The 26766-nt window shown below is 75.0% G+C and carries 24 protein-coding genes; 15 read left to right on the top strand and 9 right to left on the bottom strand.

The features are described 5' to 3' along the window. The first annotated feature begins 19 nt into the window (after positions 1-19). Positions 20-1348, top strand: a complete 1329-nt coding sequence (locus ACIPSE_RS15455) for a PLP-dependent aminotransferase family protein (RefSeq protein WP_401662537.1) — start codon at positions 20-22, stop codon at positions 1346-1348. Here ACIPSE_RS15455 and ACIPSE_RS15450 read toward each other — a convergent pair. Next, on the bottom strand, positions 1251-1796 hold the full coding sequence (locus tag ACIPSE_RS15450; protein WP_401662535.1) for a hypothetical protein: 546 nt from the start codon (positions 1794-1796) through the stop codon (positions 1251-1253). The two genes, ACIPSE_RS15455 and ACIPSE_RS15450, sit on opposite strands and share 98 nt — an antisense overlap. A gap of 187 nt (positions 1797-1983) precedes the next feature. Between ACIPSE_RS15450 and ACIPSE_RS15445 the strand changes: the two genes are divergently transcribed. Further along, on the top strand, positions 1984-2520 hold the full coding sequence (locus tag ACIPSE_RS15445; protein ID WP_401662533.1) for an SH3 domain-containing protein: 537 nt from the start codon (positions 1984-1986) through the stop codon (positions 2518-2520). Positions 2521-2581: 61 nt separating this feature from the next. Here ACIPSE_RS15445 and ACIPSE_RS15440 read toward each other — a convergent pair whose 3' ends face one another. After that, the gene (locus ACIPSE_RS15440) at positions 2582-3022 is read right to left on the bottom strand and encodes a hypothetical protein (RefSeq protein WP_401662531.1); all 441 of its coding nucleotides are present in this window, start codon (positions 3020-3022) and stop codon (positions 2582-2584) included. Positions 3023-3167: 145 nt separating this feature from the next. Between ACIPSE_RS15440 and ACIPSE_RS15435 the strand changes: the two genes are divergently transcribed. The 3 genes from ACIPSE_RS15435 to ACIPSE_RS15425 all read left to right on the top strand — a co-directional run bounded on the left by ACIPSE_RS15435 (position 3168) and on the right by ACIPSE_RS15425 (position 6119). Further along, positions 3168-3803 (top strand): NAD(P)-dependent oxidoreductase, encoded by a 636-nt coding sequence (locus ACIPSE_RS15435; RefSeq protein WP_401662529.1) that lies wholly within the window; start codon positions 3168-3170, stop codon positions 3801-3803. A 4-nt stretch (positions 3804-3807) separates the two neighbouring features. Further along, entirely contained in the window at positions 3808-4962 is a 1155-nt protein-coding gene (locus ACIPSE_RS15430; RefSeq protein ID WP_401662527.1) for a PP2C family protein-serine/threonine phosphatase, read from the top strand. A 98-nt stretch (positions 4963-5060) separates the two neighbouring features. Further along, the gene (locus ACIPSE_RS15425; protein WP_401662526.1) at positions 5061-6119 is read left to right on the top strand and encodes a hypothetical protein; all 1059 of its coding nucleotides are present in this window, start codon (positions 5061-5063) and stop codon (positions 6117-6119) included. Between the two features lie 9 nt (positions 6120-6128). Here ACIPSE_RS15425 and ACIPSE_RS15420 read toward each other — a convergent pair whose 3' ends face one another. Then, a complete protein-coding gene (locus tag ACIPSE_RS15420) occupies positions 6129-6290 on the bottom strand; it encodes a hypothetical protein (protein ID WP_401662524.1) in 162 nt (53 codons plus the stop codon). 142 nt (positions 6291-6432) lie between these two features. Between ACIPSE_RS15420 and ACIPSE_RS15415 the strand changes: the two genes are divergently transcribed. The 4 genes from ACIPSE_RS15415 to ACIPSE_RS15400 all read left to right on the top strand — a co-directional run bounded on the left by ACIPSE_RS15415 (position 6433) and on the right by ACIPSE_RS15400 (position 10502). Continuing rightward, positions 6433-7776 (top strand): helix-turn-helix domain-containing protein, encoded by a 1344-nt coding sequence (locus ACIPSE_RS15415; RefSeq protein ID WP_401662522.1) that lies wholly within the window; start codon positions 6433-6435, stop codon positions 7774-7776. Positions 7777-7849: 73 nt separating this feature from the next. Further along, positions 7850-8857 (top strand): permease, encoded by a 1008-nt coding sequence (locus ACIPSE_RS15410; protein WP_401662520.1) that lies wholly within the window; start codon positions 7850-7852, stop codon positions 8855-8857. After that, positions 8854-9612 carry a TIGR03943 family putative permease subunit gene (locus ACIPSE_RS15405; RefSeq protein ID WP_401662518.1) on the top strand — a complete coding sequence of 253 codons (759 nt, stop codon included), beginning with the start codon at positions 8854-8856 and terminating at the stop codon, positions 9610-9612. The genes ACIPSE_RS15410 and ACIPSE_RS15405 overlap by 4 nt, the downstream gene beginning before the upstream one ends. A gap of 95 nt (positions 9613-9707) precedes the next feature. After that, the gene (locus tag ACIPSE_RS15400; protein WP_401662516.1) at positions 9708-10502 is read left to right on the top strand and encodes a GAF and ANTAR domain-containing protein; all 795 of its coding nucleotides are present in this window, start codon (positions 9708-9710) and stop codon (positions 10500-10502) included. 242 nt (positions 10503-10744) lie between these two features. Here ACIPSE_RS15400 and ACIPSE_RS15395 read toward each other — a convergent pair whose 3' ends face one another. Next, on the bottom strand, positions 10745-11539 hold the full coding sequence (locus tag ACIPSE_RS15395; protein ID WP_401662514.1) for a hypothetical protein: 795 nt from the start codon (positions 11537-11539) through the stop codon (positions 10745-10747). A 242-nt stretch (positions 11540-11781) separates the two neighbouring features. Between ACIPSE_RS15395 and thrS the strand changes: the two genes are divergently transcribed. Continuing rightward, positions 11782-13017 carry a threonine--tRNA ligase gene (thrS, locus tag ACIPSE_RS15390; protein ID WP_401663111.1) on the top strand — a complete coding sequence of 412 codons (1236 nt, stop codon included), beginning with the start codon at positions 11782-11784 and terminating at the stop codon, positions 13015-13017. A 29-nt stretch (positions 13018-13046) separates the two neighbouring features. Then, positions 13047-14036: a nucleoside hydrolase gene (locus tag ACIPSE_RS15385; protein WP_401662512.1), complete on the top strand. Its 990-nt coding sequence runs from the start codon at positions 13047-13049 to the stop codon at positions 14034-14036. 365 nt (positions 14037-14401) lie between these two features. Here ACIPSE_RS15385 and ACIPSE_RS15380 read toward each other — a convergent pair whose 3' ends face one another. Continuing rightward, complete coding sequence (locus tag ACIPSE_RS15380) at positions 14402-15358, bottom strand: LAETG motif-containing sortase-dependent surface protein (RefSeq protein ID WP_401662510.1); 957 nt, start codon at positions 15356-15358, stop codon at positions 14402-14404. 136 nt (positions 15359-15494) lie between these two features. Between ACIPSE_RS15380 and ACIPSE_RS15375 the strand changes: the two genes are divergently transcribed. Next, the gene (locus ACIPSE_RS15375; protein WP_401662508.1) at positions 15495-17264 is read left to right on the top strand and encodes a glycoside hydrolase family 13 protein; all 1770 of its coding nucleotides are present in this window, start codon (positions 15495-15497) and stop codon (positions 17262-17264) included. On the opposite strand, the gene ACIPSE_RS15370 is transcribed toward ACIPSE_RS15375, so the two are convergent. Next, the gene (locus tag ACIPSE_RS15370) at positions 17261-18010 is read right to left on the bottom strand and encodes a DUF4142 domain-containing protein (RefSeq protein ID WP_401662506.1); all 750 of its coding nucleotides are present in this window, start codon (positions 18008-18010) and stop codon (positions 17261-17263) included. The two genes, ACIPSE_RS15375 and ACIPSE_RS15370, sit on opposite strands and share 4 nt — an antisense overlap. A 70-nt stretch (positions 18011-18080) precedes the next feature. Further along, entirely contained in the window at positions 18081-20234 is a 2154-nt protein-coding gene (locus tag ACIPSE_RS15365; protein ID WP_401662504.1) for a M12 family metallo-peptidase, read from the bottom strand. 220 nt (positions 20235-20454) lie between these two features. On the opposite strand from ACIPSE_RS15365, the gene ACIPSE_RS15360 reads away from it, so the two are divergent. After that, positions 20455-21216, top strand: coding sequence for a carboxypeptidase regulatory-like domain-containing protein (locus tag ACIPSE_RS15360; protein WP_401662503.1), 762 nt, complete (start codon positions 20455-20457; stop codon positions 21214-21216). A gap of 10 nt (positions 21217-21226) precedes the next feature. Here the strand turns inward: ACIPSE_RS15360 and ACIPSE_RS15355 are convergent, their stop codons facing one another. Then, the gene (locus ACIPSE_RS15355; RefSeq protein ID WP_401662501.1) at positions 21227-24646 is read right to left on the bottom strand and encodes an AAA family ATPase; all 3420 of its coding nucleotides are present in this window, start codon (positions 24644-24646) and stop codon (positions 21227-21229) included. A gap of 354 nt (positions 24647-25000) precedes the next feature. On the opposite strand from ACIPSE_RS15355, the gene ACIPSE_RS15350 reads away from it, so the two are divergent. Continuing rightward, complete coding sequence (locus ACIPSE_RS15350) at positions 25001-25675, top strand: DUF6445 family protein (protein ID WP_401662499.1); 675 nt, start codon at positions 25001-25003, stop codon at positions 25673-25675. 33 nt (positions 25676-25708) lie between these two features. Here ACIPSE_RS15350 and ACIPSE_RS15345 read toward each other — a convergent pair whose 3' ends face one another. Then, the gene (locus ACIPSE_RS15345) at positions 25709-26155 is read right to left on the bottom strand and encodes an FxLYD domain-containing protein (RefSeq protein WP_401662497.1); all 447 of its coding nucleotides are present in this window, start codon (positions 26153-26155) and stop codon (positions 25709-25711) included. Between the two features lie 101 nt (positions 26156-26256). Here ACIPSE_RS15345 and ACIPSE_RS15340 point away from each other — a divergent pair, with 101 nt between their 5' ends. Continuing rightward, on the top strand, positions 26257-26760 hold the full coding sequence (locus tag ACIPSE_RS15340) for a hypothetical protein (protein WP_401662495.1): 504 nt from the start codon (positions 26257-26259) through the stop codon (positions 26758-26760). Positions 26761-26766: the final 6 nt, after the last annotated feature.

The following is a 26766-nucleotide window of genomic DNA, read 5'->3' as shown; positions in this document are numbered from 1 at the left end:
CGCGAACCCAGGGGGAGAAGTGGACGACTACCGGCGCCTCGCCGACCAACTGGCCCACGACATAGCGGAGGGCCGCCTCAGGCCCGGCGAACGCCTGCCCCCGCAACGGCAGTTCGCGCGCCGCCGCGGCATCGCCGGGTCGACGGCCGGCCGGGTGTACGCCGAACTCGTACGGCGCGGCCTGGTCGTCGGGGAGGTCGGGCGGGGCACCTTCGTCCGGGCGGCCGAGACCGGCCCGGACGCGCGGTCGCTCATCGAGCGGGCGACCCCGGCCCCGGTGAACATGGAGCTCAACTACCCCGTCGCACCTGGTCAGTCGGAGCTGCTCGCCCCGGTGCTCGCACCGCTGCTGCGGCCCGACGTGCTCGCCGAGGCACTGCTCCCGGCCGCCGCCGACGGCACCGCGCCCGCGCGCGAGGCGGTCGCCGCGCTGCTCGCGACGCCCGGCTGGCGTCCGGCACCGGAGCGGGTCCTGTTCACCGGCAACGCCCGCCAGGCCATCGCCGCCACCCTCGCCTCCCTGGTGCGGCCCGGCGGCCGGATCGGCATCGAGGCGCTGACGTATCCGCTGGTCAAGGAGATCGCGGCCCGGCTCGGCGCGACCCTGGTGCCGCTGCCGGACCTGTCGGCCGCGTCCGTCGCCGCCGCGCACCGCAGGGCGCCCCTGGCGGCGCTCTACCTCCAGCCCACCCTGCACAACCCGACGTCCGCGACGATGGACGAGGACCGGCGCGCCCGACTGGCCCTCGTCGTGGGCGACTTGGGCGTCCCGGTGGTCGAGGACCGGATCTGGGCGTTCCTCGACCCGGGTGCGCCCGACCCGCTCGCCGCCCACGCGCCCGGTCTCACGTATGTCGTCGACAGCCTGTCCAAGCGGGTCGCGCCCGGCCTGACGGCCGGGTTCGCCGTCGTCCCGCGGGGGCGCGGCGAGGCGGTGGCCGCGGCGATCCGCTCCGGGGGGTGGAGCGCCGGGCGGTTCGCGCTGGAGGCGGCCGTGCGCTGGGTGGCCGACGGGACGGTGGCCCGGCTCGTGGCGGCGAAGCGGGCGGACGCGGCGCGGCGGCAGCGCCTGGTGGCCCAGGCGCTCGGCGGGTTCGCCGTACGGGCCCATCCGCACGGCTACTTCGCCTGGTGGGAGCTGCCCGCGCCGTGGCGGGCCGACCCGTTCGCCGCCGCGGCGGCCGGGCTCGGGATCGCGGTGACACCGGGTCCCGCCTTCGTCGTCGACCCGAAGCGGACGCCGGACGCGGTCAGGCTCGGGCTCGCGTCGGCCGCGGTGCCGGATCTGGAGCGGGCGCTCGGGACGCTCGCCGCGCTGGCGCGTAGCGGGCCAGCAGCCAGGCGCTGAGCCAGGTCGTGAAGGCCGCGGTCAGACCGAGCGCGACCAGCAGCCAGGAGACCGTGCGCAGGGTGGCGGTGAGGGTGTCGTAGATGGCGCCGGCCGCCGTGCGGTGGGTCGGGTCGGGCAGGTCGGCGAGCGTCATCCAGCGGCCCACGGCGACCGAGAGACCGAGCAGCGCGCCGCCGAGCGCCGTGCCCAGCGAGGTGGCCGTGACGGCGCGGCGACGGCAGGCGGCGACCGCGATGCCGACGGCGGCCAGCACCAGGGCGCTGACGGGCAGCCAGAAACCGGCGAGGTCGAACGGCACGTAGGCGTCGCTGATCCGGCGTCTGACCCAGGCGAGTTCGACGGTGGTCCAGTACGTCGCCCAGGCCGCGAGGGCACCGAACGGCACCAGCAGACAGGCCGTCGCGATCAGGACGGCCGACAGGGTGTTGCGGGAACGGGGGCGCACCCTCCCAGGCAAGGCCGTGACGGCCCGTGCCGCGAGCGGGGGGACTGCATTCGGGGTACGCCGGGGGGCCCGGCGCCGACCCCGGTCCGACGGCACGTCGGCGCAGGTGGGGCCGGGTGCGGGGCGCTCCGGTGGAGGGTTCACCCGAACGGGTGTTTCCTGGTTCTGGGGAGAAGGAGGCCGATCAATGCGCACCACTTTGGCCCTGCGGACCCTGTCCGTGGCGCTCCTCGCGAGTGGCGGTCTGGCCGTCGCCGCGCTGGGGACCACGGCGGCGGCCGCGTCACCGCCGACGTACGCCGACGGCGATCACGGCGGTGGATCCGGCGGTCCGATCTGGGGCACCGTCGTCTCCGGCGCCGCACTCAACGTGCGGGCCGCGCCCACCACGAGCGCCTATCCCGTCACCCAGCTCTCGCCCGGCAGCCAGGACCGTGTCGAATGCAAGGTCCAGGGGCAGAGCGTCCACGGCAACCCGGACTGGTACTGGCTCACCGGAGCCCAGGGCTGGGCGTCCGCGGCGTACGTGGACACCGGCGGTGCCTGGGTGCCGGACTGTTCCGACCCCTGTCCGCAGTGGAAGGACGGTTCCTGGAGCAACTGGGAGGACCCGTACTACAACCCGTACAACCCGTATCCGTACACGGACGACGCCTGGAGCATGTCGGCGTCGGGTTCCTGGAGCGCCTCCGGTTCGTGGAGCTGGAGCGCGGCGGGGTGGTGAGAGAGGGAGACGAAGGGGCCCGGCGGTTCGCCGCCGGGCCCCTTTGCCGTTGCGCGCCGGATCACCTGAGCCGGTTTCCCTCGCCGTCCTCGTGCGTGTAGTAGCGGTAGAAGAACGCGAGGAACACGAGCGCCGTGACACCGAGGGCGAGGCCCACGCAGCGCAGGACGCTCTCGCCGGTCTGGCTGTAGAGGAAGCCGATCGACGCGCCCGCGAACGCGGACTTCACCAGCGAGTGCAGTTCCCGCTTCAGCAGCGGGGCGAACCGTGCCACCGCGAGGCACAGCACGATGAACGCCAGCGCGGTCAGGAAGCCGAACAGGATGTTCCAGCCGGTGATGGGCCCGCCGCCGCGCCGGTTGGCGGCGGCCCAGTAGCCGTAGACCAGGCCGAGGGCGACGGGGACGCCGTACCTCGCCGCCTGGTGGACCTGTGCGCTGAAGACATCGGGTGTACGGGCGCCGCCGGGCATCTGTCCGGCCGTGGGTGCCGCGTGAGCCATGAGAGCACTCCTCTCTCTCGCCCCCGCATACCAGCGCACACCTCGGGCGGGGCGCTGGCAAGTCGGCGGGGACCGGCGTTCCCGGTCCCGAGGGGCCCGGGACGCCCGGATGCGGCCCCCGCACCCCCGTGCTTCGCTGAACCGCATGAGACTCGTACTGTTCGGCGCCACCGGCATGGTCGGCAGCCGTATCGCCACCGAGGCCTCGGCGCGCGGGCACCAGGTGCTCGCGGTGAGCCGCTCCGGCCGGTCGCCGGTGCCCGGGGTGACGGCGACCGCCGCGGACGCCGCCGACGCGGAGAAGGTGGCCGAACTGGCCGCGGGCGCCGACGCCGTGGCCTCCGCGTGCGTGCCGCCCCGGGACGGGAGCGACCCGCGCGAGCGCTATCTCACGCTGAACAGAGGGCTGGTGGACGGCACCAGGGCGGCCGGGGTCGGGCGGCTCGTGGTGGTGGGCGGCGCCGGGAGCCTGGAGGTCGCTCCCGGGCGGACGGTGATGGACCAGCCGGGCTTCCCCGACGCCTACCTCCCGGAGGCCCGGGCCCACGGCGACGCCCTCGCCTTCTACCGCACCCTCGACGACCTCGACTGGACGTTCGTCTCCCCGGCCGCCGAGATCGCCCCCGGCACCCGCACCGGCCGCTTCCGCACCGGCGGCGACGCGTTCCTCACCGACGCGCACGGCCACAGCCGGATCAGCGCCGAGGACTACGCCGTCGCCTTCGTCGACGAGCTCGAACAGGACGCCCACCCGCGCGCCCGGATGTCGGTGGCGTACTGAGCCCGTGAACGTCGATCAGGGCGACAGGCCCGCGCGGCACGAACTGCTGCGGATCGGGGGCCGGAGCGTGGCGTGGGTGCCGCCGCTGGTCATGCTCCTCGCGATCGCGGCCATCGACTTCAACACGGCCGGCGAGTTCCGGATGATCTCCTGGGTCGTGCTGGTCCCGGGGATCGCGGCGGCCATCTGCGGGGTGTGGGGCACGGCCGTGTTCGCGGTGCTCGCCCAGATCACCTACCTTCTCGGGGACCTGGCGTGGCCGGCGGACTACCGCAGCGGGCTGGGCGATCTCGTCCTGGTGCTCGTCGGCGGGGCCCTCGCCGTCCTCGCCTGCGCGGTGCGGGTGCGCGGCGAACAGCGGATGCTGCACATGCGGGACGTCGCCGACACCACCCGGCGCACCGTGCTGCGGCCCCTGCCGCCGGACTGGGGCGGTCTCGACCACGCCGCCGTGTATCTCGCCGCCGACGTCGAGGCCCGTGTCGGCGGCGACTTCTACGACATCCAGCCCGGACCGCACGGCACCCGCCTCCTGGTCGGGGACGTCCAGGGCAAGGGCCTCGGCGCGGTCGAGGCCGCCGCCGCGCTGCTCGGCACGTTCCGCGAGGTCGGCTACCACGAGCCGGACCTGCGGACGGTCGCCGACCGGCTGGAGACCCGGATGCTGCGGCACCGCGCGCACATCAAGGCCCTCGGGCGCGGCGACGTCAACCGGTTCGCCACCGCCGTACTCCTCGGATTCCCGCGGGACGCCCCGGGCCGGCTGGACGTCGTCATCTTCGGCCACGAGCCGCCGCTGATCGCGGGTCCCGACGGGGTGCGGCACCTGCCGCCGGGCGAGGGTCTCCCCCTCGGCCTCGGTGAACTCGCGGGCGGCGGACCGCCGCCGGTGCACCGCGTCCGGCTCGCGCCCGGCGAGACGGTGCTGCTCACCACCGACGGCGTGACCGAGGCCCGCGACGCCACCGGCGCCTTCTATCCGCTGGCCGCCGAGGTCACCCGGGCCGTCGCCGCCGACCCGGGGATCGCCGCACCCGGGCCGCTGGTCGCCTTCGTCCGGGACGGGACGCTGCGGCACTGCGGCGGCCGTCTCGCCGACGACACCACGGTGTTCGCGGTGCGCAGATCCGGCCCGGATGCCGTTCGGATGCCGTTCTGAGCGGTCCTGGGCGGTCCTGAACGGTCCTGGGGGCGACCCTTTGCACCCGCAGCGGTTACGGTGCTGCCCTAGGTGATCGACGGGATGGGGAGGGACCGATGCCGGGAACCGTGCTGCTGCTCGCCGCTTCGCCGGCGGGCCGGGGGTGTCTGGTGGACGCCGCGTCCGTGCTTCCGGTGCTCGCCGCCGTCCCGCCCGCGGTGCTGTCGGGCACCGACACCGCCAACGTGGTGGAACTGGCCGACCCGTTGGACCCGCAGGCGGTGCTGACCCGGCTGCGGGCCGCCGCCGCGGCGCCCGGCCCGCTGACCGTGTTCGTCACCGGCCAGCTCCAGTTGGACCGCCGCCAGCGGCTGCCGCATCTCGCGCTGGCCCGCACCACGCCCGCCACCGTCCGCTACACCGCGTTCCCCTGGCACTGGTTCAAGGACGAACTGCGGCTGCGCCCGGCGGGCGCGACGACGTTCGTCGTGGATCTGCACGCCGACCAGGACGTGTGGGAGTGGCTGCGCGCCCACCCCCTGGACACCGGCCGCGACAACGCGGTGTACGGCCGGGTCGCGCCGCCCCCGGCCCGCAGGAGCGTGGGCGCGCCCGCGTACATGCGGACCGTGGCGACGATCCTGCGCAGCGGACACCGGCCGCCCCTGGAGCAGTTGCACCAGCAGGCGCTGGGCCGCATCCCGCAGGAGAGCGTCGGGTACGTCCTGACCGCGCGGGGTCCGGAGGCCGGTGACCCGCACGAGCTGATCTCGGCGGCCGTCGCGGCCCGCCGGCACGGGGACGCGGACGCGCTCGCCGCCCGGCACGAGCTGGACGCGGTGCGCGCGCACGGTCCCGGCTCGGAGGAGGCGCTGCACTGGAGCGAGGTCCGGGCCGACCTCGCGATGTTCGCCGGTGACCCGGAGCGCAGCTGCCGGGCGTGGCTGTCGGTGGCGACCACGCGGCTGGGTGCGGGGCAGGCGCCGGACGCGCCGTCCGTGGAGGCGGCCGTGGACCGGGCCCACCATCAGTGGGGGCAGATCACCGACCCGGCGCGGGCCCGTGAACTGGGCCCCGTGCTGGCCGGTCTGAGAGGCCGGGTGCCGGGCCGCCGGGAGGGCGCCCTGGACCATGTGCACCGGCATCTGAGCGAGTTGCAGGCGCTCGGTTCCTGACCGCGCGGGTCACCGCTCCACGGTCACGCCGACCTGGGGGGCGCTGTCCTGCTCCGTGACGGTGGCGCGGGCGGGGCCCGCGTTGGCCGCCAGGACGAGTGCGGCCACGGCGATCAGGGCGGCGACGACACCGCGCACGTATCGCTCGGTGGTGCTGGTGCGTTCGAGCACGACGACCTCGCAGTGACGGCGGCGGCAACAGCGACTGACGGACGGCCCACTACTTACCGGGTGTCTATTAAGCAGGCTTAATACGCCGTTTAACCTAGGGCCGGGGACCGCCGAACGGCAAGAGGCACAAGGGGGTTGGCTCATGGACGACCGGGACGAGCCGTCGGTCATCGGACGCCGCGTGCAGCAGCTGAGGGTCGAACGCGGCCTGACACAGAAGCAGGTGGCCGAGCCCGCCTACACGGCCGCCTATGTCTCCACCCTGGAGTCCGGCCGGGTGCGCCCCTCCGACCAGGCCCTGCGGCATCTCGCCGAGCGTCTGGGCGTCGGCTTCGAGGAGCTGGCCACCGGACGGCCCGCCCGCCTCGCCACCGATCTGCGGCTGCGGATCGTCGAGGCCCAGCGCACCCTCGCCACCGGCGAGACCGAGGAGGCCGCCGCGCAGTACGCCGCCCTGCTCGCCGAGGGCGACTCCCTCCAGCTCGCCGACGTACGCGTCGCCGCCCTCCTCGGGCTCGGCGAGTGCGCGGTGGAGACCGGTGAACTCGTCGAAGGGCGCGAGTACTTCGAGCGCGCCGAGGAGGCCCTCGCCGACGCGCCGCTGCCGGTACGGGTGCCCGCCCTGCGCGGCCGGGCGCTCGCGCACTACCTCGCCGGTGAACTCCGGTACGCCGTCTACCTGCTGGAGTCCACCCTCGACGAGCTGAACCGCTCCGGACTGCACGACCCGGACGCCCTGCTGCTGCTCTACGCCAGCGTCATCGGCCCCTACATGGACATGGGCGCCCACGCGCGCGCCGCCCAGGCCGCCGAGTTCGCGCTCGCCCTCGCCCCGCAGTCCGGCGATCCCGCCCTGGTCGCCCGGATGCACCGCTCCGTGGCCAGGACCCTGATCGCCGAGGGCCGGGTCGCCGAGGCCGACGCCTCGCTCGCCAAGGCCGCCGAGCTGTACCGCCAGCTCCAGCTGCGCACCGAACTCGCCAACTGCCACTGGATGCGCGGCTACGTCTACGCCCAGAACAACCAACTGGAGCTCGCGGAGAGCGAGTTGAGGCAGGCCCTCGAGATGCTCTCCGCCAAGCGGGCCGTCCTGTACAGCAGTCAGGCCGCCGTCGAGCTGGCCGACGTGCTGCACCGCCGCGGCAAGTCCGGCGAGGCGGCCTCCCTGCTGAACGGGGTCCTCGGCGACCTCTCCTCCGAGCGCGGCGCCGTGCACTCCGCCGCCGCGCACCGGCTGCTCGGCATCATCGCCGAGGACGCCCGGGACCCCGAGACCGCCGAGGAGCACTACGTCCGCGCGCTCAGCCTCCTGGAGCGCGCGGGCGCCGCCGGCGACCTGGCCGACCTGTGCCGGCTGCTGGGCGACCTGCTGCGCCGCGAGGGCCGCGTGGAGGCCGCGCTCGACGCCTACCGCACCGGCCTGGGACACCGCACGGCGCCGGGCACCACCACCCTGGGACCCGCGCCCGCACAGCCCCCTCTATGACCTCACCGAGCCCGCGCACAGCGCGGCCGGGTTTCCTCGCGGGGACACACCGACGACGACCCGGGACAGCCGCGTGGAGAAGACGAGAACGGTGGCCGACGTGCTGCGGCTCGCCGTCCGCGCGCTGTTCCACGCCGTCGTCGGCGGGCTCGCCCTCGCCGCCGTGGCGACCGTCGCGGTCGTCCTCGGTCCGACGCTCGCCCTGGACCTGTACACCCCGGCGGTGGCCGCCTGGTTCACCGTCTTCACGGCCGTCACCGTGCAGGCGGTGCCCTTCCTGCTGCTGGGGACGGTCGTCTCGGCCGCGCTCGGCGCCTTCGTGCCCGAACGGGTCTTCACCCGCCTCCTGCCCCGCAACCAGGCGCTCGCCGTCCCGGTCGCCGGGGCCGCCGGAGCCGTCCTGCCCGGCTGCGAGTGCGCCTCCGTCCCGGTCGCGGGCTCGCTGATCCGGCGCGGGGTGGCACCGTCCGCCGCGCTCGCCTTCCTGCTCTCCGCGCCCGCGATCAACCCGGTCGTCCTCGTCGCGACCTCCCTCGCCTTCCCGGCCCAGCCGTGGATGGTCCTGGCGCGGCTCGCCGCCTCGCTCGCCACGGCCGTGGTGATGGGCTGGCTGTGGGCCAGGTTCGGCAGGGACGACTGGCTGCGCCTGACGAAGCGGGCCGGTCACGACCACGGCGGCAGCGGCCCGCGCGCCTTCGCCGCCGGGCTCCAGCACGACTTCCTGCACGCCGGGGGCTTCCTCGTCCTCGGCGCCGCCGCCGCGGCGACCTTCAACATCGTCGTCCCCGCCTCCGTCCTCGGCCTGTTCACCGGTTCCTTCTGGGCATCGGTGCTGCTGCTGGCGGTCCTCGCGGTCGTGCTGTGCGTGTGCAGCGAGGCCGACGCGTTCGTCGCCGCCTCCCTCAGCGGCTTCTCGCCCACCGCGCGGCTGGTCTTCATGGTCGTCGGCCCCATGGTCGACCTGAAGCTGCTCGCCCTCCAGGCGGGCACCTTCGGCCGCGGCTTCGCGGTCCGCTTCTCGGCGGTGACCTGGGCGGTGGCCGTGGTGAGCGGTGTGCTCGTGGGGTGGTGGCTGCTGTGAGGCGGTACGGGGCGCCCCTGCTGCTGCTCCTGACCGGGGCCGCGGTGCTGCGGATCTCCGCGTTCAGCGAGCTGTACCTGCGGTACGTGCGGGCGGGGCTGCGTCCGTACCTGGTGGTGTCCGGCGCGCTGCTGGTCCTGCTGGCGCTCCTCATGGCCGTCCTGCGGCGCGCGGAGGGCTCCGAGGAGCACGGGGAGGACGAGGGGGACGAGGGGGACGAGGGGGCCGAGGAGCATGAGGACGGCCACGGGCACCGGCACGGCGCCCCGCGGGTCGCCGCTCTGCTGGCCCTGCCCGCGCTCGCCCTGCTCCTCTTCCCGCCGCCCGCGCTCGGCTCCTACAGCGCCGAGCGGGAGGCCGAGCAACGGGCCGCGCAGGGCGTCGGGGCGTTCCCCGCGCTGCCCGCGGGCGACCCGGTGGTGCTCGGGGTGGGCGAGTTCAGCTCCCGCGCGGTCTACGACAGCAGCCGCTCCCTGAAGGGCCGCACCGTCTCGATGACCGGCTTCGCCACCCTCGGCGACGACGGCACCTGGTACGTCACCCGCCTCCTCGTCTCCTGCTGCGCGGCCGACGCCACCACCAGCAAGGTCGAGATCCGCGGCGCCGACGCCCCCCGTTCCGGCACCTGGGTCACGGTCACCGGCACCTGGCATCCCCGGGGCGAGCTGGGCACGGACGCGGCGTGGCCGTCGGCGCTGGACGCGACGGGGGTGAGGAAGGTGGCGCAGCCCACCGACCCCTACGAGCAGCGGTGACGGCGTGCCGTCCGGCGCGGCGCGTGTTTCGCCCGCGGGTCCGGGGGTAGTCGGGCGGCGCCCGAGGTGCGGGGTGTGCCGGCGGGGAGGAGGCGGTGGGTGTGCGGCCCGCGGACCATCACCACGAGGCGGCGGGCGGGAGCCCGCCCGCCGAGGACTTCCCGCGCACGCGGCCGGCGCGCGGGCGCGGGCCCGCCGCCCGCGTGATCGCCGCGGCGGTCCGGGACGTCGGCCCCCGCGAGGCGCCCGCACTGCTGTGCGCGACGGCCGTCGACCTGCTGCCGGTGAACGGCGCGAGCGTGTCCCTGTACGGCGGCGGACTGCCGGTGCGGCTCGGCGCGAGTTCCGGCCGGGCCGCGTGGCTGACGGAGTTGCAGGCCACCCTCGGCGACGGGCCGTGCCCGACCGCCGCGCGCACCGGGGCGCCCGCGTTCGCCGCCGACCTGACGTGCGGTGAGGATCTGCGCCGCTGGCCGCTGTTCGCCCACGAGGCGGCCCTCTCGGGGGTCCGGGCGGCGTACTCCCTGCCGCTGGGCAGCGGGCCGGTGTGCGTGGGCACCCTCGACCTGTACCGCGACACCCCCGGCGTCCTCGGCACCGCCGACCTGGACACCGCCCTCCTGGTCGCCGCCGTCATGACGGCCGCCCTGACGGTGCTGCCGCACGACGGCGACGGCGACCTCCCGGGCGGCGACCGGTGGCTGAACGGGCTGGCCGCCGACCACGACGAGGTCCACCAGGCCACCGGCATGGTCATGGCCCGGCTGGGCGTCGGCCCGGACGAGGCTCTGGCCCGGCTGCGGGCCCACGCCTTCGCCCACGACCGGACCGTCCTCCAGACGGCCCGCGACGTCGTCACCCACGGCGTCGGCCTCGACGACCTGCCGTAGGGGGTGTTGCGAAGCCCCGCACAGCACCCGCGGCGCCCGGCACGCTCCCCCACTGCCTTGAGGGCGTGGGAGGTGCCCCCTCTAGCCGCACCCGGCCAAAGGCCCAAGGGGCTCCGCCACGAGGGCCTTCGTCCGGCACACCGAGGCCAGGCACCGGACACCGCGGGCACCGCGGGCACCGCGGGCACCGCACAGGACTTTCGCAACACCCCCTGGCTCGTGTCAGCCCCGGGCGTCCTGCCTCACACCTGGACCCGTCCCTGCTTGCGGACCTCCGTCAGCCGCTTGGCGGCCAGGTCCGCGACGGCCTGGGTGATCTCGGCGTACACGTCGCCCAGTCCGCCGTTGGTGACGACGACCGCGTCGTCGCCGGCCCGGACCACGGCCACGTCGAGGGTGAGCGTGGTGGCCTCCCCGTCCGTGCCCTCGCCGGTCAGGGTCAGCCGCAGCGCCTGGCGGGCGTCCCCGGCGCTGTCCGGCAGGGTCTCCTCGGCGACGGCGCCCCGCTGCACGGCGCCCGTCGTGGTCGACGCCGTGAACCGGGCGCACTTCCCCGGCAGTTGCTTCAGCCAGGCCAGCGTGCGGTCCGCGTCGGAGGGACGTACGGCGACGACCTGGTGGTGCAGCTGGGCGTCGTTCCAGGTGTCGTCGAGCCCGGTCCTGGCGCGGACCCGGGCACCGGTGCCGAACAGGTCCTCCGCGTACAGGGCGTCCAGCAGCTTCTGGCAGTCCGGGGCGCTCGCGGTCGCCTTCAGCAGCCCGTCCCGCCAGGTCGCCGCGCCCTGGGTGGCGGCCCACGGCTCCCCCAGGTCCGCGTCGGTGATCAGGGCGGCCTGGGCCTGGGCGGCGGTCAGGGCCGGAGCGGCGGCCGGTGACGGGGAGGCCGGAGGCGCGGCGGACTTCTTCGGGGACGGCCGGTGCGCGGCGCCGGACGGCGACGACGCGGCCGGGGCCGCCTTCTCCGTCGTGATGGCGGAACAGGCGGTCGTGGCGAGGAGCGCGGCGAGCGGGAGCGCGCACAGGGGGCGGCGGATCATGGTTCCACGGGAGCATCGCCGGGTGAGCGGCACCAGCGCTCCGGGCTGTACGGGTGACCGGCGGGCGGAAAAGCCCTCGCGCCGCCCTCCCCGGGGCGGTTACCGTCCCTGTCATGCAGCGCGCCCAGCCGTTCTCCACGACGACGCCGGACCCCGTCCCGGCGCGCTGACACCTGACCTGTTGTCCGAAGCCCCGGGGCGAGCGCCCCGGGGTTTTCGCGTGCGGCGCCCGCCCTCTCGGCATCCGAACCGAGGAGTACGCCATGCACGACCACCGCCGGCTGGGCCGCGAGCTCGGCCTGTTCGACACCGATCCGCTGATGGGCGCGGGACTTCCGTACTGGCTGCCGGACGGGGCCGTCGTCCGGCACGTCCTGGAGGAGTACGTCCGGGACGCCGAGCGGGCGGCCGGGTACCGGCACGTGTACTCGCCGGTGCTCGGCAAACGGGAGCTGTACGAGATCTCCGGGCACTGGGCGCACTACAGCGAGGACATGTTCCCGCCGATGCGGCTGGGCGGCGAGGAGGTGGTCCTGCGGCCCAGCCTCTGCCCCCATCACGCGCTCATCTACCGGTCCCGTTCCCGCTCGTACCGCGAACTGCCTCTCAGAATGGCCGAGTTGGGGTGCATGTACCGCTCGGAGCCGTCCGGGGTGCTCGGCGGGCTGACCCGGGTGCGGGCCATCCAGCTCAACGACGCCCATGTCTTCTGCACCCTGGAGCAGGCCGTCGGAGAGGCCCGCGCCGCGCTCGCCCTGATCCGCCGCGCCTACGTCGACCTCGGCATCCGGGCCGCCCGCTTCCGGCTCTCGCTGCCCGGCGAGGGCGGCAAGTACGTGGCCGACCCGGAGCTGTGGAGCCGGGCCACCGCCCTGCTGCGCGAGGCGCTCGACGGGATCGCGTACGAGGAGGCGGCGGGCGAGGCGGCCTTCTACGGGCCGAAGATCGACGTCCAGATCGCCGACCCGGCGGGCCGCGAGTCCACCCTTTCCACCGTCCAGATCGACTTCCACCAGCCCGAACGGTTCGGCCTGGGCTACATCGGCGCGGACGGGGCCAGGCACCGTCCCGTGATGGTCCACCGCAGCGTCGTCGGCAGCGTGGAGCGGGCCGTCGCGCACCTCGTCGAACAGCACGGCGGGGCGTTCCCGGTCTGGCTGGCGCCCGTCCAGCTGCTGGTGCTGCCGGTCGGCGAGGCGCAGGAGGAGGACGCCCACGACGTCGTGCGCCGGGCCCTGGCCCTGGGACTGCGCGCCGAGGTCGCTGACCCCGGGCAGGGCACCCTCGGCGCGCGCGTGCGGGCCGCGCGGCTCGTGCCGTACGTCGCCGTCCTCGGGGAGCGGGAGGCCGGCGCGGGACTGGCCGCCGTACGGCTGAGGGACGGGCGCAGGCCCGGTGCGGTGCCGGTGGAGGAGCTGCTCGGGCGGATCGGGGGCGTGGCGCGGGCTCGTGGCGCCGAACTGTGGGAGGCCTCGTAAGGTCGGGCACACGACAGAAGGAGTCCCTCGTGACCGACCGGCCCATCCCCGTGATCATCGACTGCGACACCGGCGTGGACGACGCCCTGGCCCTGCTGTTCGCCGTGCGCCACCCGGGCATCGATCTGCGGGCGGTGACCTGTGTGGCGGGCAACACCGACGTGGACGGGGTCGTGCGCAACACGCTGACCGTGCTGGAGCTCGCGGGCGCCGGGGACGTGCCCGTGGCGCGGGGCGCCGCCCGGCCGCTGATCGAGCCCGCCCGGTCGGCCCGGCACGTGCACGGCGAGGACGGGATGGGCGACATCCCCGGGCTGCCCGCGCCGTCCAGGGCGCCCGTCGACCTCGACGCGGTGAGTCTGCTGCGCCGGGAGATCCTCGCCTCGCCGACGCCGGTCACCCTCGTGCCGACGGCGCCCCTGACCAACATCGCGCTGCTGCTGCGCACCCACCCGGAGGTGGTGGGCAACATCGAGCGGATCGTGTTCATGGGCGGCGCGGTGGAGTGCGGCAACGCCACGCCGGTCGCCGAGTTCAACGTGTGGCACGACCCGGAGGCGGCGGCGGTCCTGCTCACCGCGGGCGTGCCGATCACCATGTACGGGCTGGACGTCTTCACCCGGGTCGTCGTACCGGCCGCGGACGTACGGCGGCTGCGGGCGAGCGAGGAGCCGGGGACGCGGCTGGCCGGCGAGCTGCTCGCGCACCGGCCCTCGGCGCCCGACCCCGACGGCGACGACCCGGACGGCGGTCTCGGGGACGCGGGCGCGGTGTGCGCGGTCGTGGATCCGGCGGGCATCCTGACGCGGCGTCTGCCCGTCGAGGTGAGCCTCGCCCCGGGCCCCACCCGCGGCCAGACGGTCGTGGACCGCAGGCCCCGCCCCGGCGAGGCGGAGATCCACGGCGGCGAGCGCGAACTCCACCTGGTGGACGTGGCGCTGGACGTCGACGTGGAGCGGTACGTGAAGCTGTGGCTCGACGCGGTCGAGGGGCCCCAGGGCCTGTCCGCAGCCGGCTGACGGGCCGCGCCTCCCGTGCCGTGCAGCCGCACGCAGCGGCCCCTCCTGCCGACCGGCGGCGCGACGCACCGTCATTCCCGCGGCCCGGTCCGCCGGATGTGACGGGAGGCCGGGAGCGGTGTTGTCGTCGCTTGCCGACGTTCCCCGGTGCTCGGCCGGGAGGTGCCTCCACCGCGTCGCCCGTCGCGGCAGCCGGCTGACGGGCCGCGTCTCCCGCGCCGTGCAGCCGCACGCAGCGGACCCCCTGCCGACCGGCGGCGCGACGCACCGCCGCTCCCGCGGCCCGGTCCGCCGGACGGGCCCGGACGTGACGGGACGCCGGGCAGGTCCCCTTTGCCCGGCGTCCCGTCGAACGGTCGCGGTCCCTACGCGCGCGCGCCCTTGCGGCGGCGCGAGATGAGGACGAAGCCCGCACCGGCGGCCAGCAGCGCGGCGGCGCCACCGATGATGACGGGGGTGTTGCTGTTGGCGCCGGTCTCCGCCAGGTCACCGCTGCCGCCGTTCGGCGTGGCGGCCGGGGCGGTGGTGGACTCGGAGGCGGACGGCGTCGCGGACTCCGACGCGGCGGGGGTCTCGGACTCGGCCGGGGTCTCGGACGCGGGCGCGGACTCCGAGGGGGTCTCGGAGGCGGCCGGGGTGGACTCCTCGGACTCCGGGGTCGACTCGCTCGCGGACGGCGACGGCGAGGAGGAGGGGATCTCCTGCTCGGTGCAGTCCTTCGTGCCGCCGTTCCAGGCCGCGATCAGCTTGTCCTTGATGACCGCGTGGTCGGGGCCGACCGGCAGGTCGCCGTGCTCGAAGCCGTCGTTGGCGTCCAGCTTGCCGTCGTACTTCACCTTGCCGCGGTACAGGTCGATCTGCGCGAAGCAGCCGACGTCCGGGACGGCGACGTCGAGGGTGTCGGTCTGACCGGCCTTGACGGTGACGGTGTCGAAGTCGTGGAAGACCTGCTCGCCGGAGGTCTGCCAGGTCGCGCCGTGGGTGCGGTACGAGGCGAGGGAGGCGGTGCAGGTGGTCGCGTCGCCCGAGGTGCGGACCTTGACGTGGACCTTGCCGTCGTCGCCGGGCTTGAGGTTCTGGTCGTCGACCTTCACCGAGGCGTGGAAGCTCGTGCCGTCGAGCGAGAACTCGCAGCGGTCGGTCTCGGTCTTCGAGCCCGCGCCGGTCCCGGGCTTGTAGCTCCCGCTCCCGCCCTTGTCCCAGCCCTCGCCACCGGGGCAGTCGCCCGCGTAGGCGACGGAGGCGGTGCCGAAGCAGAGGGCGAGCGACGCGGCGCCCGTCCCCAGCAGGCGGCGCGTAGTGACACGTCTCGCTATGGACATACGTATCCCATCGGGGTGTGGAGGGCAGCAAAAAGAGAACGCGGAAAGGCACTGGGCTCATTGGTCACATGAGCCACACGCGCCACAGCGTCCGGACATCGTGGATCTCCACGTGGAACAGTGTCAACCTGCGGGAATGTCAACGCCGTTCAGGAGTCATCACAATTCCGCCACACAGGGAAGGCAGGGCTCCGCGCCTGTGGACCAGCCGAGCGACCGGACGACCCCCGATCCGACCCCCCGACCCGACCCCGAACCGTCCGCCGACCTGTCCTCCAAGGACCCCGACTGGTGGCGGCAGGCCGTCGTCTACCAGGTCTATCCGCGCAGTTTCGGCGACGCCGACGGCGACGGACTCGGTGACGTCAAGGGCGTCACCGAACGCCTCACCCACCTCGCCGGGCTCGGCGTCGACGCGCTGTGGCTGAGCCCCTTCTACCCCTCCGAACTCGCCGACGGCGGCTACGACGTGGCCGATTACCGCGACGTCGATCCACGCCTGGGCACCCTCGACGACTTCACCGCGATGGTCACCGAGGCGCACCGGCTCGGCCTGAAGGTCGTCGTCGACCTCGTCCCCAACCACAGCTCCCGTCTGCACCCCTGGTTCCAGGAGGCCCTCGCCGCCGGACCCGGCTCCGCCGCCCGCGCCCGGTACGTCTTCCGCGACGGCCGTGGCCGCCGCGGCGAACTCCCGCCCACCGACTGGCAGTCCGTCTTCGGCGGCAGCGCCTGGCAGCGCGTCGCCGACGGCCAGTGGTACCTCCACCTCTTCACACCCCAGCAGCCCGACTTCGACTGGAGCCACCCCGAGGTCCGCGCCGACTTCCGCACCACGCTGCGCTTCTGGTCCGACCGGGGCGTGGACGGCTTCCGCGTGGACGTCGCGCACGCCCTCGCCAAGGACCTCACCGAACCTCTGCGCGACCTCGGCGCGGACGCCTCCGGCGGCGAGGACGCGCTCAGCAGGCTCGCCCCCGGCACCCACCCCTTCTTCGACCGCGACGAGGTCCACGAGATCTACCGCGACTGGCGCACCGTCCTCGACTCCTACCGCCCGCCCCGCACGGCCGTCGCCGAGGCCTGGGTGCCGGGCGCGCGACGGGTGCGGTACGCGACCCCGGAGGAACTCGGCCAGGCCTTCAACTTCGAGTACCTGCAAGCGGGATGGGACGCCGGCCGGCTGCGCGCGGTGATCACCGACTCGATCGGCGCGGCCCGCGCCGCGGGCGCCTCGGCCACCTGGGTGCTGTCCAACCACGACGTCGTCCGGCACGCCTCACGGCTCGTGCTGCCGCCCGGCACCGACGACAACGCGTGGCTGCTCTCCGGAGGCCGCACCCCGCCCGTGGACGCCGCACAGGGCCTGCGCAGGGCCCGCGCGGCCACCCTGCTGATGCTGGCGCTGCCGGGGTCGTCGTACCTCTACCAGGGGGAGGAGCTCGGGCTGCCCGAGGTCGCGGAGCTGCCCGTCGAGGTGCTCCAGGACCCCGTCTGGGAGCAGACGGGACACGTCCGCAAGGGCCGCGACGGCTGCCGGGTGCCCCTGCCGTGGACGCGCGGCGGACCCTCGTACGGCTTCGGCGCGGGCGGGGCCTGGCTGCCGCAGCCGGAGAGCTTCGCGGAGTACTCCGTCGAGGCGCAGGACGGCGTCGAGGGCTCCACGCTGGAGCTGTACCGCACCGCCCTGAAGCTGCGCCGCAAGCTCCTCCAGGGCGAGACGCTGACCTGGACGCCCGGCGCCGGTGACGGGGTGCTGGACTTCGCCCGGCACGACGGATGGCGGTGCGTGACCAACCTGTCCGCCGTGCCCGTACCGCTTCCGGAGGGCGAACTCCTGCTCGCCAGCGGGCCGTCGGAGGACAACGGCCTGCTGGCGCCGGACACCACCGTCTGGCTCGGCTAGCCGTTCGAAGGGCTCGAACTCTCGCCGGGGATCGCGATCGGCGTGGAGGTCGGGTTCGCCGGAGGACTGAGCACGACCATGGGCTCGCCGGGCTGGGGGACCGGCGGGGTCATGTCGGACTGGGGCAGCTTCGGCGGGGTGGTCTGCTGGAAGAGTGCCTGGTCGAAGTCGACGTCACCGGTCTTCTCCATGACCGTCATGTGGTCGAGGACCGTGTCGTTGGCCATGTCGGCCAGCGACCGCACCAGCGAGTTCTTCGTCGTGGACCGGATCTTGGAGATCGTGTTGAAGATCGATCCGTGCGTCGTGCGCAGGATGTTCGCGAAGGTCGCGTCGAACTGCTTGCCCGAGCTGGACTGGATCTGGTTCACGAACTGCTGCTGCTGCGGGGAGGCCACGTTCGGCAGGGTGATGTTGAGCATCGGGGCGATCTTCCGGCAGGCGGCGTCCAGCGCCGCGTGACCGTCCAGGAGGTGCCGTCCCGCCTCCTTGACCTCCTCGGTCGTGCCCTTCTGCAGGGCGACGTTGCCCAGCGGGTACTCCCACAGACCGGCGGCCCGTACCTTCACCACGAAGTCACGGTCCTGCTCGGTGAGCGGACCCCACTGGGTCTGGGCGATCACTCTGTCCTGCGCGGTCGACACCTTGTCGAGGCCGAGCATCGCTGGGTACGCGAGCGCGACGATCGTGAGGCTGAGCGCACCGCCCACGAAGAGCGTTCCCGTGGCGTTCCGCGAAAAGCGCACCGTGGCTCCTGTCCGGTCGGGGTCGTTCGACCCTGGAGTACGGATCAGGAGCCACGGTTGTTCAAACCGTTCACCCGCGAGCGAAGACCGCCGTCAGCGTGTGCCCGTCCTCGTCGAAGTGGACCGCCGTCGAGTCCCTGCCGCGCTCCTTGTCCCCGCCGTAGGACCGCCCGTCCAGCAGCCAGCCCGTGAACACGTACCCGGCGGCGGGCACCGCGGCGGCGTGCACGGTGTCGCCGTCCGCGTACGGGCCCTGCTCGGAGAGGCCGATCCGGCCCCGGCCGCCCCGGACCTCCGTCGTCAGCGCCAGGTCACGGGGCTCGAAGACCGCGGTCAGCGTCGAGTCGTCCTCGCCGACGCGCAGGAAGATGTCGTCGTCGTCACCGGCGAACGAGCCGTCCAGCAGCCAGCCCCGGAAGTGCCAGCCGTCCCGCGGCACGGCCGTGTAGTGCAGTTCCTCGCCCTCCAGGACCGGCGCCCCCGCGAGGGCCTTCTTCGAGGACGACTTCACGGTGCCGCTGCCGGAGGACGCGGTGGACACCTTCGACGTGGCGCTGGTGCCCTTCTTGAAGGTGGCCTTCAGCGTGTGGTCCTTCGCCGCCAGGCTCACCTTGATGGTCTTGCTCGTCGAGGACTGCTTCTTGCCGTCGAGGGTCCAGGAGGAGAAGACGTAGCCCTTGGCGGGTACGGCGGTGAAGGTCGCCGTCGCCTTCTGCGCGAACGGCCCCATGATCTTCGGCACGATCCGCCCCGCGCTCACCGACGGCGCCGACGACGGCGTCACGTCGCACCACGAGGAGTCCGACTTCGCGGTCCGGTACGCGGCGACCGCCTTCGCGGAGGTGTTGAAGAACATCGCCGAGTCCGCGCCGGTGGCCGAGGTCGCCTTGGCGCCGAGCCGCTCCCCCCGGTACGTCTGGTGGTAGTTGGAGAACCGGTTGACGCGCCCGCAGGCCCCCTTGGTGGCGGTGCGGCAGCTCGATTCGTACGCCATCGCCGTCGACCAGGCGCCCTTCTTCGGGAAGTAGCCGCTGGCCCCGTTGTCGGGCTGGTTCGGCTCGGTCGTCCAGTCGTGGTTGGCGCCGAGGTTGTGGCCCAGCTCGTGGCCGAGGGAGTAGTGGGCGATCGCGTTGCGCGCGACGATCGTGTACGCCCACTCCTTCCACGTCGGGCCCGGGGTCTCGGGCGTGTAGCCGATGCCGCCCATCTTGCTGCCGCCGGTCACCACGGTGACCTGGTCGGCGCCGTACCGGTCGCGCAGCGTCGGCAGGGTGTCGGCGACACCGTCGCCCTTGGTGGCGAACTTGCCGAGCGCCGCCGAGGACTGGGTGTCGTAGGCCGAGGGCAGGCTGACGTACGCGCTGTGCACCAGACGGACCCGGGCGAGGGTGCCGCTGGTGGCGAACGCGTCGTTGGTGAGCGCGATGCCCTTGGCGATCAGCGCCTTGATCTGGGAGTCGCCGCCCGCCTCGCTGCGCGCCTTGGCCGAGTACGCGGCCAGCACGTCGATCACCGCGATCTTCTGGCCGCCCTTGCACGCCGCCCGCGGCCCCGCGGCCCGCTCGCCCGCCGGTGTCCCCGCCTGCGTCCCGCCGCTCGGCAGCGGCTGGAGCGGGCGGGACGCGGGCGGGACGACGTCCAGGTCGTTCTCGTCCGTCTCCGGCGTCGCCTGCATCACCACGACCCGGCCGGAGCCGCCCGCCGGGACGATGTCGTAGCGGTCGCCGCCCAGCATGAAGTGGGCGCTCAGCTCCTCGTTGCCCGGCCTGCCGTCGCAGCCGCCCCGCAGAGTGACGATCACCTCCTGGTCGGTGGTCCCCTCCACCTCGCCCTGCCAGGTCAGGACGGATCCGATGGTCTGCCGGGAGACCTCGGTGGCCTCCACGACGGTGTCGTCGAACAGCGGGAAACGGGCCTCGCTGCCCAGCTCGGTGGGCCCGCAGATCCGCTTCAGCGCCCCCTCCCGCACCACCGCGTACCGCAGCCGCACGGCGTCCTTGCCGAACTCCTCGCCGCCGTCGGACCCCTCCTCGGGATGCGTCCGGGCCCCGCGGGGTGTCGCCGCGGTGCCCTCCGGGGTGATGACGTCGCTGGTGAGGACGGCCGCCGCGGCCACCGGCGCCGGGGTCACGGCCGTGGTGGTGCCGAGCACGAGCGCGCCCACGAGCAGGGCCGCGGCGGGGGTGCGCCGGGTCAGGTGCTTGAGGTTCACAGGGGGTGTCACGCCTTCCGTCTCGCCTTCCGGGCGGATGAGATGACCTGTCAGCTTTTCCTCACCCTTCTTCACCGTCAGGACCGGCGCCCTGTACGCGCGGACCCCCGGAATCACCCGTAGGGCGACGCCTTCCGCCATACGGTCGTACCGCGGGAGCGGGGGAGCTGACGGGCCGTGAGAATCGCGGCGGGGGGACCCGGGGAACTCCGCAGAGGAAGTGCCGCACACGATGAGCAAGCCGATCGCCCTCGCCGCCGCCGTCCTGCTGGCCGCTCTGGCCCCGCCCGCCCGCGCCGACAGCCGTGAGCTGTGGGCCGCCGCCACGATCCTGCCCGGCCGCTCCGGGATCGTCGAGGTCACCGGGTACGACGGGGAACCCCTCGGCCGGGGCTCCCGGCTGACCCTGACCGCACCCGGCGGCGCCCGGGTGACGGACACCCCGCTGGCCGCCGCCTCCGGGTACCGCGGCACCGTCGACCCCGACGGCGACAGCGCCGCCTACCTCTACACCGGCACCGCCGCGGACCCGCCCTGGGCCGGGCGCACCTTCCCCTTCGTCCTCGCCGTGCCCGCCGGCGCGGTGCCCGGGACCCGGCTCGACGGCTGCGCGACCCGGCTCACCGACGAACGCGGCACCCGGGTGGACCACGGGACGTGCGCGGTCGTCGTCGGCCTGCCCGAACCGACCCTCACCCGGCCCGTGGCGGGCACCGCCCTCACGGTGCGGCCCCAGGCGGGCGGTACGGCCTACCCCGGGGCGCAGATCACCGTGGAGTACGAGGAGGCCGCCGACGCCGCCGTCACCGGCAACGGGCCGAGACCGCCGCTGGAGGTGTGCACGGCGACGGCCGCGGCGGACGGCACCTGGTCCTGCGCCCCGGCCGCGCCCCTGCCGACGGGACCCGGACGGCTCCAGGCGAGCGCGGCCCTCAACGGGGTGAGCTCGGTCAGCGAACAGATCTCGGTCACGGTCGGCCAGGACGGCCTCTAGGTCACCCAGGTCACCCGGACCGGTCGGCGTGCGCCACGCGGCGCAGGACCGTCGGGTACGGCATCGCCTCGGCGAGCGCGCGGGCCCGCGCCGCGCACACGGCGGCCTCCTCGGTGCGCCGCTGCGCGGCCAGCGCCGCCGCGCCCACCGTCAGCGCCTCGCACTCGGTGACGGTCTCGCCCGCGCCCGCCGCCCGGTCCGCCTCCGCCGCGGCCACCCGCGCGGCGCGCACGGGGTCGCCCGCCGTCAGATGAGCCCACGCGGCGAGCACGGGCACGCCGGTGCCCCGCACGTCCGCGAGCAGGGCGAGGGCCCGGTCCGGGCGGGCGTCCTTGAGGGCGGACTCGGCCTGCGCGGTCCGCACCTCGTACGCGGCCTGGTGGTCGGGGCGCCGCTCCAGCGCGCGTTCGGCCCGGCCCAGCAGTTCGCGGGGCGCGGGCAGACCGGGGCGGGGGCCGCCGCGCAGCCGCACCCGGGCGAGGGCGGCCAGCGCGTACGGGAGGGCCGGGCCGGGGTGGGCCTCCGCCTCGGCGACGGCGCCCTCGGCGAGGGCCGCCGCCTCGTCGGTGTCGCCGAGGAGCAGGTGCACCTCGGCGAGGTTGGCCCGCTCGAACGCGGTGGCCTCCGGGTCGCCGGAGCGCTCCGCGAGGTCCAGGGCGCGCCGGCCCAGGGCGACCGCCTCGCGCAGCCGGCCCGACCGGCGGGCGTGCTCGCGCAGGATCGACAGGACGTGGGTGAGCAGACGGGGGTCGCCGTGGGCCTGCGCGTGGGGCAGCGCCTCGTCCGCGGCGGACCGGGCCTCGGCGAGACGGCCGGTGAGCGCGAGCGCGGTGGACCGCTGGGCGAGGGCGCGCGCCAGCAGCCCGCCCTCGGCGGCCGTGGTGGCGGCTGCCGCGGCTCGTGCCGTGTGTTCCGCCTCCCCGGCTGCTCGTAGCGCGCCCTCGTAGTCGCCTGTCACGAAGCAGAGGGCGGCCCGGGAGAGGCGGTGGGCGGCCAGGGTCTCGGGGGGTGCGGTGGGGCCGGGGGCGTGCAGGGTCAGCAGGCGGAAGCCCTCCGCGGGGGCGCCCGTGCGGGCCAGGGCCTCCGCCAGCTGGGCCGCCGCCCGCACCTGTTCGTGGGGCGCGCCGTGGCGGCCGAGGTCGGTCAGGGCCTCGCGCAGCACCCGTACCGCGTCCTGGTGGCGGGCCATGCGGCGCAGCACGGCGGCGTGGTCGAGGCGGATCCGGGCCGCCTCGGCGGCGATCTCGTCCAGGCGGGTCGTCAGGGCGTCGTAGTAGTGGTCCGCGGTGTCGTCGGCGCCGACGGACGCGGCCCGGCGGGCGGCGCGGTGCAGATGCTCGGCGGCCCGCGGGTCGTCGGCGGCCGTCAGATGGGCGGCCACCTCGTCGACCGCGCCCGGACGGCGGCGCAGCAGCAGCTCGGCGTGGGCGGCGTGGAGCCGGCGCCGGCGGGCCAGGGAGAGGCGTTCGCGGCAGACGAGACGGATCAGCGGGTGGCGGAAACCGAGGCCGGGGACGGTCGTGCCGTCGGCCGGGACCGGACGTTCCTCCAGGACGGCCGCCGCGAGCGCCGCGTCGATGCCGTCCACCGCGTCCGTGGAGCCCGTCGCCCGCGCCACCTCCGTCACGTCCGACAGCGCCGCCACCCCGCCGCGGGCGACCGCGACCGCCTCGACGACCCGCAGCGCGGCGGGGCCGAGGCGGGCGAGCCGGTCCGCGACCAGCAGCCGGACCCCCTCGGGCGGGGTCAGGTCCGCGCAGGCGGACGGGCCTGCGGGGGCCGACTTGGCCAGTTCCAGGGCGAACAGGGGGTGCCCCAGCGAGAGTTCCCAGACGCGCTGCGGCCCGTCGCCTGCCGGGTCGGCCAGCGCGCCCGCCGCGAGTGCCAGACAGTCGGCGCGGTCCAGGCGCGGCAGCCGCAGCCGCCGGGCCGTGCCCTGGCGCACCAGGGTGTCCAGGACGGTCCGGCGCGGGTCCGTCTCGGGCAGGTCCTCGGGGCGGCAGGTCGCGAGGAAACGCAGCCGGGGCCCGCCCGGCGGGGGCGTGCGGCGGGCCAGCCGGGCCAGCAGCCGCAGGGACGCGGCGTCGGCGGCGTGCACGTCGTCCAGGACGACCAGGACGTCCCCGCGGGGCGGGGCCGCGGCGGTCAGCAGGCCCAGCACCGCCGCGTGGATCCGCTCCCGCTCGCACTCGGGGCCGCCGCGTCCGGGCACCGGACCGACCTGGCCGAGGGACGGCAGCAGCGCCGCCAGCTCCGGGAACTCGGCGCCGACCCGGGCCCGTTCGGCCGCCGGACGCCCGGCCAGCCGGCCCTCCAGGGCCTCCACGAACACGCCGTACGGCAGCTGCGCGCCGTCGTCGTGGCCCGCGCCCCACAGGACGGCCGCCCCGGCACCGGCCGCGCGGCGGGCCGCCTCCGCGGCGAGCCGGGTCCTGCCGATGCCGGCCTCGCCGACGACGACGTGCACGGCCGGGCCCGCCGGGTCGAGGAGCTGGTCCAGTTCCGCGCGGCGGCCCACGAAGGGCGCCGCCGACACGGCGTGCACGACGGCGGGCGGGACGGGGGGACCGGCGGGCGCGGGGCGGCGCGGGGCGAGGGTCGCCGACTCGGTGGCGAGGGCGGCGCGGTGCAGGGCCTCGGTCCGCGGGCCCGGCCGGATGCCCCACTCGGCGTCCAGGGCGCGTCGGCACGCGTGGTACTGGGCGAGGGCGCGGCGGCGCATGCCCTGGCGGAGGTAGGCGTCGATGAGGACGCGGTGGGCGCGTTCCTCGGCCGCGCTGTCGGCGAGGACCCGGCGGGCGGTGGCCGCGGCCCGCTGGACCGCGCCGTCCGCGAGGTACGCCTCGGCGAGCGCGAGCCTGACCGAGTCGCCGAGGGCGTCGAGCCGTTCGCGGCGCGCCTCCACCCAGGGCGTGTAGCGGTGCTCGGGGAGCAGCTCGCCGGTGAACGCGCCGAGCGCGGAGGCCAGGTCGGCGGTGGCCCCGGAGTGCAGGGCCCGTTCGGCGAGGGACTCCGCCCGGTCGGCGTCGATCCACACGGTCTGCGGCGCCAGCCGCAGCAGCGCGCCCTCGCCGACGAGGTACGACGACGGGGTGCGGGCGGTCAGCTCCGGCTCCAGGGCGCGGCGGGCGGCGTGCAGGGCGACCCGGAGGCTGCCGAGGGCGGCGGGGGTGCCGGCCGTCTCGGGCCAGCACATCTCGATGATCTCCTCGCGGTGCCGGGTGCGGCCGGGGGAGACGGCGAGCATCTCGACGAGCCGGCGGGCGCTGGGGCGGGGCCAGCGGTCGGCGACGGGGGCGCCGCGGTCGCGTTCGGCGCGGAAGCCGCCGAGCAGGAACAGCCGCAGGACGGGCGGGGCCGCCGACGCCGGCGTCCTGCCGGGTGCGCCGTGTCCGCCGCGTCCGCTGTTTCTGCTGTTTCCGCTGGTCATGAGGGCGGCACTCTAGCCCGGATCCGGTCGGGGCCGTAGCGCGGCGTTGGGTCCGGAGGCCCCGCAGTGTTCGCCCGTCGATTGCCTCACCGGCCGTACGGGACCCCCGGCTGTGTCCCTACCCCCCACAGGAGGGACACGGCGGCTCCGTCCCGAGTGGCATGACCCTGCCCTGCTGCTGGCCAATGTCGGGAACAGGGCCGAGACCTGCACGGTAAGCGGTGAGCGTTACTGGCGAATTACTGACTCTTTGGGTCCGATTGCCGACTCTTTCCGTTCGGAATGCGGAGTCCAGACCTGTTCAGGACCTGTTCACGGGCGAGTCCGCGGCCCCCTCCGCCCTAGATTCGCGCCATGCCCCCACCTCCCCCCGCGCCCCTGCCCGTCCTCCCCTACCGCAAGCCCACCAAGGGCCGTGACTACTGGGTCCTGGACGACGTCCTGCCCGACGCCCACGCGGTGCGCGAGCGCTGCCTGGCCAAGGACGACTGGGTCGAGGGCCACCCCCACAAGCCCGAGACCTGGCCGGGGCTGCGGGCCATGCCGGGTCTGGAGGAGACCGAACTGGCCCGGGTGGAACGCCTGGTGCGCGAGGCCACCGGTGCCGGACGGCTCTGGGTCCAGGCCGCGCCCGGCGGCGGCACCCTCAACCACAACTGCGTCCAGGTCGTCGGCGAGGGCGAGAGCGAGCCCCGTCCGCACACCGACTCCCGGGCCCTGTGCCGCTACGCGGCGGTCCTGTACCTGAACCCCGCGGTGCCCCGGGACTGCGGCACCAGCTTCTACCGGCAGTCCCTGCCCGGCGGCCGGCTCGGCGGCAACGTCGTCCAGGCCCCGCACACCAACCTCGTCGAGGCCCTCGGCACCCGGTTCGTCGCCCCGGACGCCTTCGAGGAGGACGTCCGCGTACCGCACCGCTTCAACCGGCTGCTCCTCTACAACGCCAACCTGATCCACAGCGCGACCGCCTACACGGGCCGGACGCTGGCGGAGAAGCGGATGACGGCGGTGTTCTTCTGGATGGCGTGAACCGCCGCGTCCAACGTCCCGGTGTCCCGGGGATCAGTACCGGACGGCGCGGGGCACGTCTGCCTCCGGGCTGCCGGACAGACTGCGGTTGCCCCGCGCGGTCGCCTTCTTCGTGGCGCCCGCGGGGACGTCGGAGACGGTCACGGCGACCGTGTCGAGGACGTTGCCGCTCCCGTCGGTGAACTCGACCTGCACCAGGAAGGACTTCTGCGCGTCCGCGGTGTTGTGCACGGTCAGCTCCGCGGAGGCCCGCCCGTCGGAGCCCACGTCCGGCGTGCCGACGCTCACGTCGTCCTTGACGTCGACGCCGCTCTTGATGTCGTCGAACTTCTCGCCCGCCTTCGCGGTCGCCTCCTGGAGCGCCGAGGCGGCCTTGCTGACCGCCGAGGACGGGGTCTCGTCGTCGGAGCAGCCGGTCAGGGCCAGGGCGGCGGTGGTCAGCAGGGTGGCGGTGGCCAGGGCCGTGCGGTGAGCGGTCATGGGTTCAGTGAAGATCCCCGGGCGGGAGCGCGCACGTGGACCGTCACCCGAACGGCCTACTCCCCGTGGTGACGGTCCGCACCCGAGCCGATCGTCGAGGCATGACTCAACAACCGCACGCGACACCGTCCCCGACGCCTCCTCCCGTCTGGGACAAGGACCACCAGCGGCCGGAGCAGTCGGCCGCCCCGACCCCGGGCGGCGGTCCGGACAAGGGGTGGATGACCGGCGGGCTGGTCTTCGCCGGTGTGCTGATGCTCGTCAACGGCGTCCTGGCGATCCTCCAGGGCATATCGGCGCTCGCCAAGGACGACGTGTACGACGTGGTCGGCGACTACATCTACAAGATCGACCTCACCGGCTGGGGCGTGATCATGCTCGTCCTGGGCGTGGTCCTCGGCGCCGTCGGCTACGGCGTCCTCAAGGGTGCCTGGTGGGCCCGGATGACCGGCATCTTCCTCGCGTCGGCGAGCATGGTGCTGCACTTCCTGTTCCTGCCGTACGCGCCCGTCTGGTCCGTGATCATGATCGGCGTGGACTTCTTTGTCATCTGGGCGCTGGCCACGGCCCCGGACCGCCGCCCCCGCCACCGCACGGCCTCCTGACCCGGC

Origin of the sequence: Streptomyces sp. NPDC090106, from assembly GCF_044747265.1 — a bacterium.
In the GTDB taxonomy this organism is placed as follows: domain Bacteria; phylum Actinomycetota; class Actinomycetes; order Streptomycetales; family Streptomycetaceae; genus Streptomyces.
The sequence above is the reverse complement of the archived record's forward strand: the minus strand, read 5'-3'. Positions and strand labels throughout refer to the sequence as shown.

What these genes read in the sequence shown, in the direction of transcription:
- ACIPSE_RS15445 (WP_401662533.1), top strand. Translation starts at nt 1,984, where the DNA reads ATGCGCACCACTTTGGCCCTGCGGACCCTGTCCGTGGCGCTCCTCGCG.
- ACIPSE_RS15440 (WP_401662531.1), bottom strand. Translation starts at nt 3,022, where the DNA reads ATGGCTCACGCGGCACCCACGGCCGGACAGATGCCCGGCGGCGCCCGT.
- ACIPSE_RS15435 (WP_401662529.1), top strand. Translation starts at nt 3,168, where the DNA reads ATGAGACTCGTACTGTTCGGCGCCACCGGCATGGTCGGCAGCCGTATC.
- ACIPSE_RS15425 (WP_401662526.1), top strand. Translation starts at nt 5,061, where the DNA reads ATGCCGGGAACCGTGCTGCTGCTCGCCGCTTCGCCGGCGGGCCGGGGG.
- ACIPSE_RS15415 (WP_401662522.1), top strand. Translation starts at nt 6,433, where the DNA reads ATGGACGACCGGGACGAGCCGTCGGTCATCGGACGCCGCGTGCAGCAG.
- ACIPSE_RS15395 (WP_401662514.1), bottom strand. Translation starts at nt 11,539, where the DNA reads ATGATCCGCCGCCCCCTGTGCGCGCTCCCGCTCGCCGCGCTCCTCGCC.
- ACIPSE_RS15380 (WP_401662510.1), bottom strand. Translation starts at nt 15,358, where the DNA reads ATGTCCATAGCGAGACGTGTCACTACGCGCCGCCTGCTGGGGACGGGC.
- ACIPSE_RS15375 (WP_401662508.1), top strand. Translation starts at nt 15,495, where the DNA reads ATGTCAACGCCGTTCAGGAGTCATCACAATTCCGCCACACAGGGAAGG.
- ACIPSE_RS15360 (WP_401662503.1), top strand. Translation starts at nt 20,455, where the DNA reads ATGAGCAAGCCGATCGCCCTCGCCGCCGCCGTCCTGCTGGCCGCTCTG.
- ACIPSE_RS15355 (WP_401662501.1), bottom strand. Translation starts at nt 24,646, where the DNA reads ATGACCAGCGGAAACAGCAGAAACAGCGGACGCGGCGGACACGGCGCA.
- ACIPSE_RS15350 (WP_401662499.1), top strand. Translation starts at nt 25,001, where the DNA reads ATGCCCCCACCTCCCCCCGCGCCCCTGCCCGTCCTCCCCTACCGCAAG.
- ACIPSE_RS15345 (WP_401662497.1), bottom strand. Translation starts at nt 26,155, where the DNA reads ATGACCGCTCACCGCACGGCCCTGGCCACCGCCACCCTGCTGACCACC.
- ACIPSE_RS15340 (WP_401662495.1), top strand. Translation starts at nt 26,257, where the DNA reads ATGACTCAACAACCGCACGCGACACCGTCCCCGACGCCTCCTCCCGTC.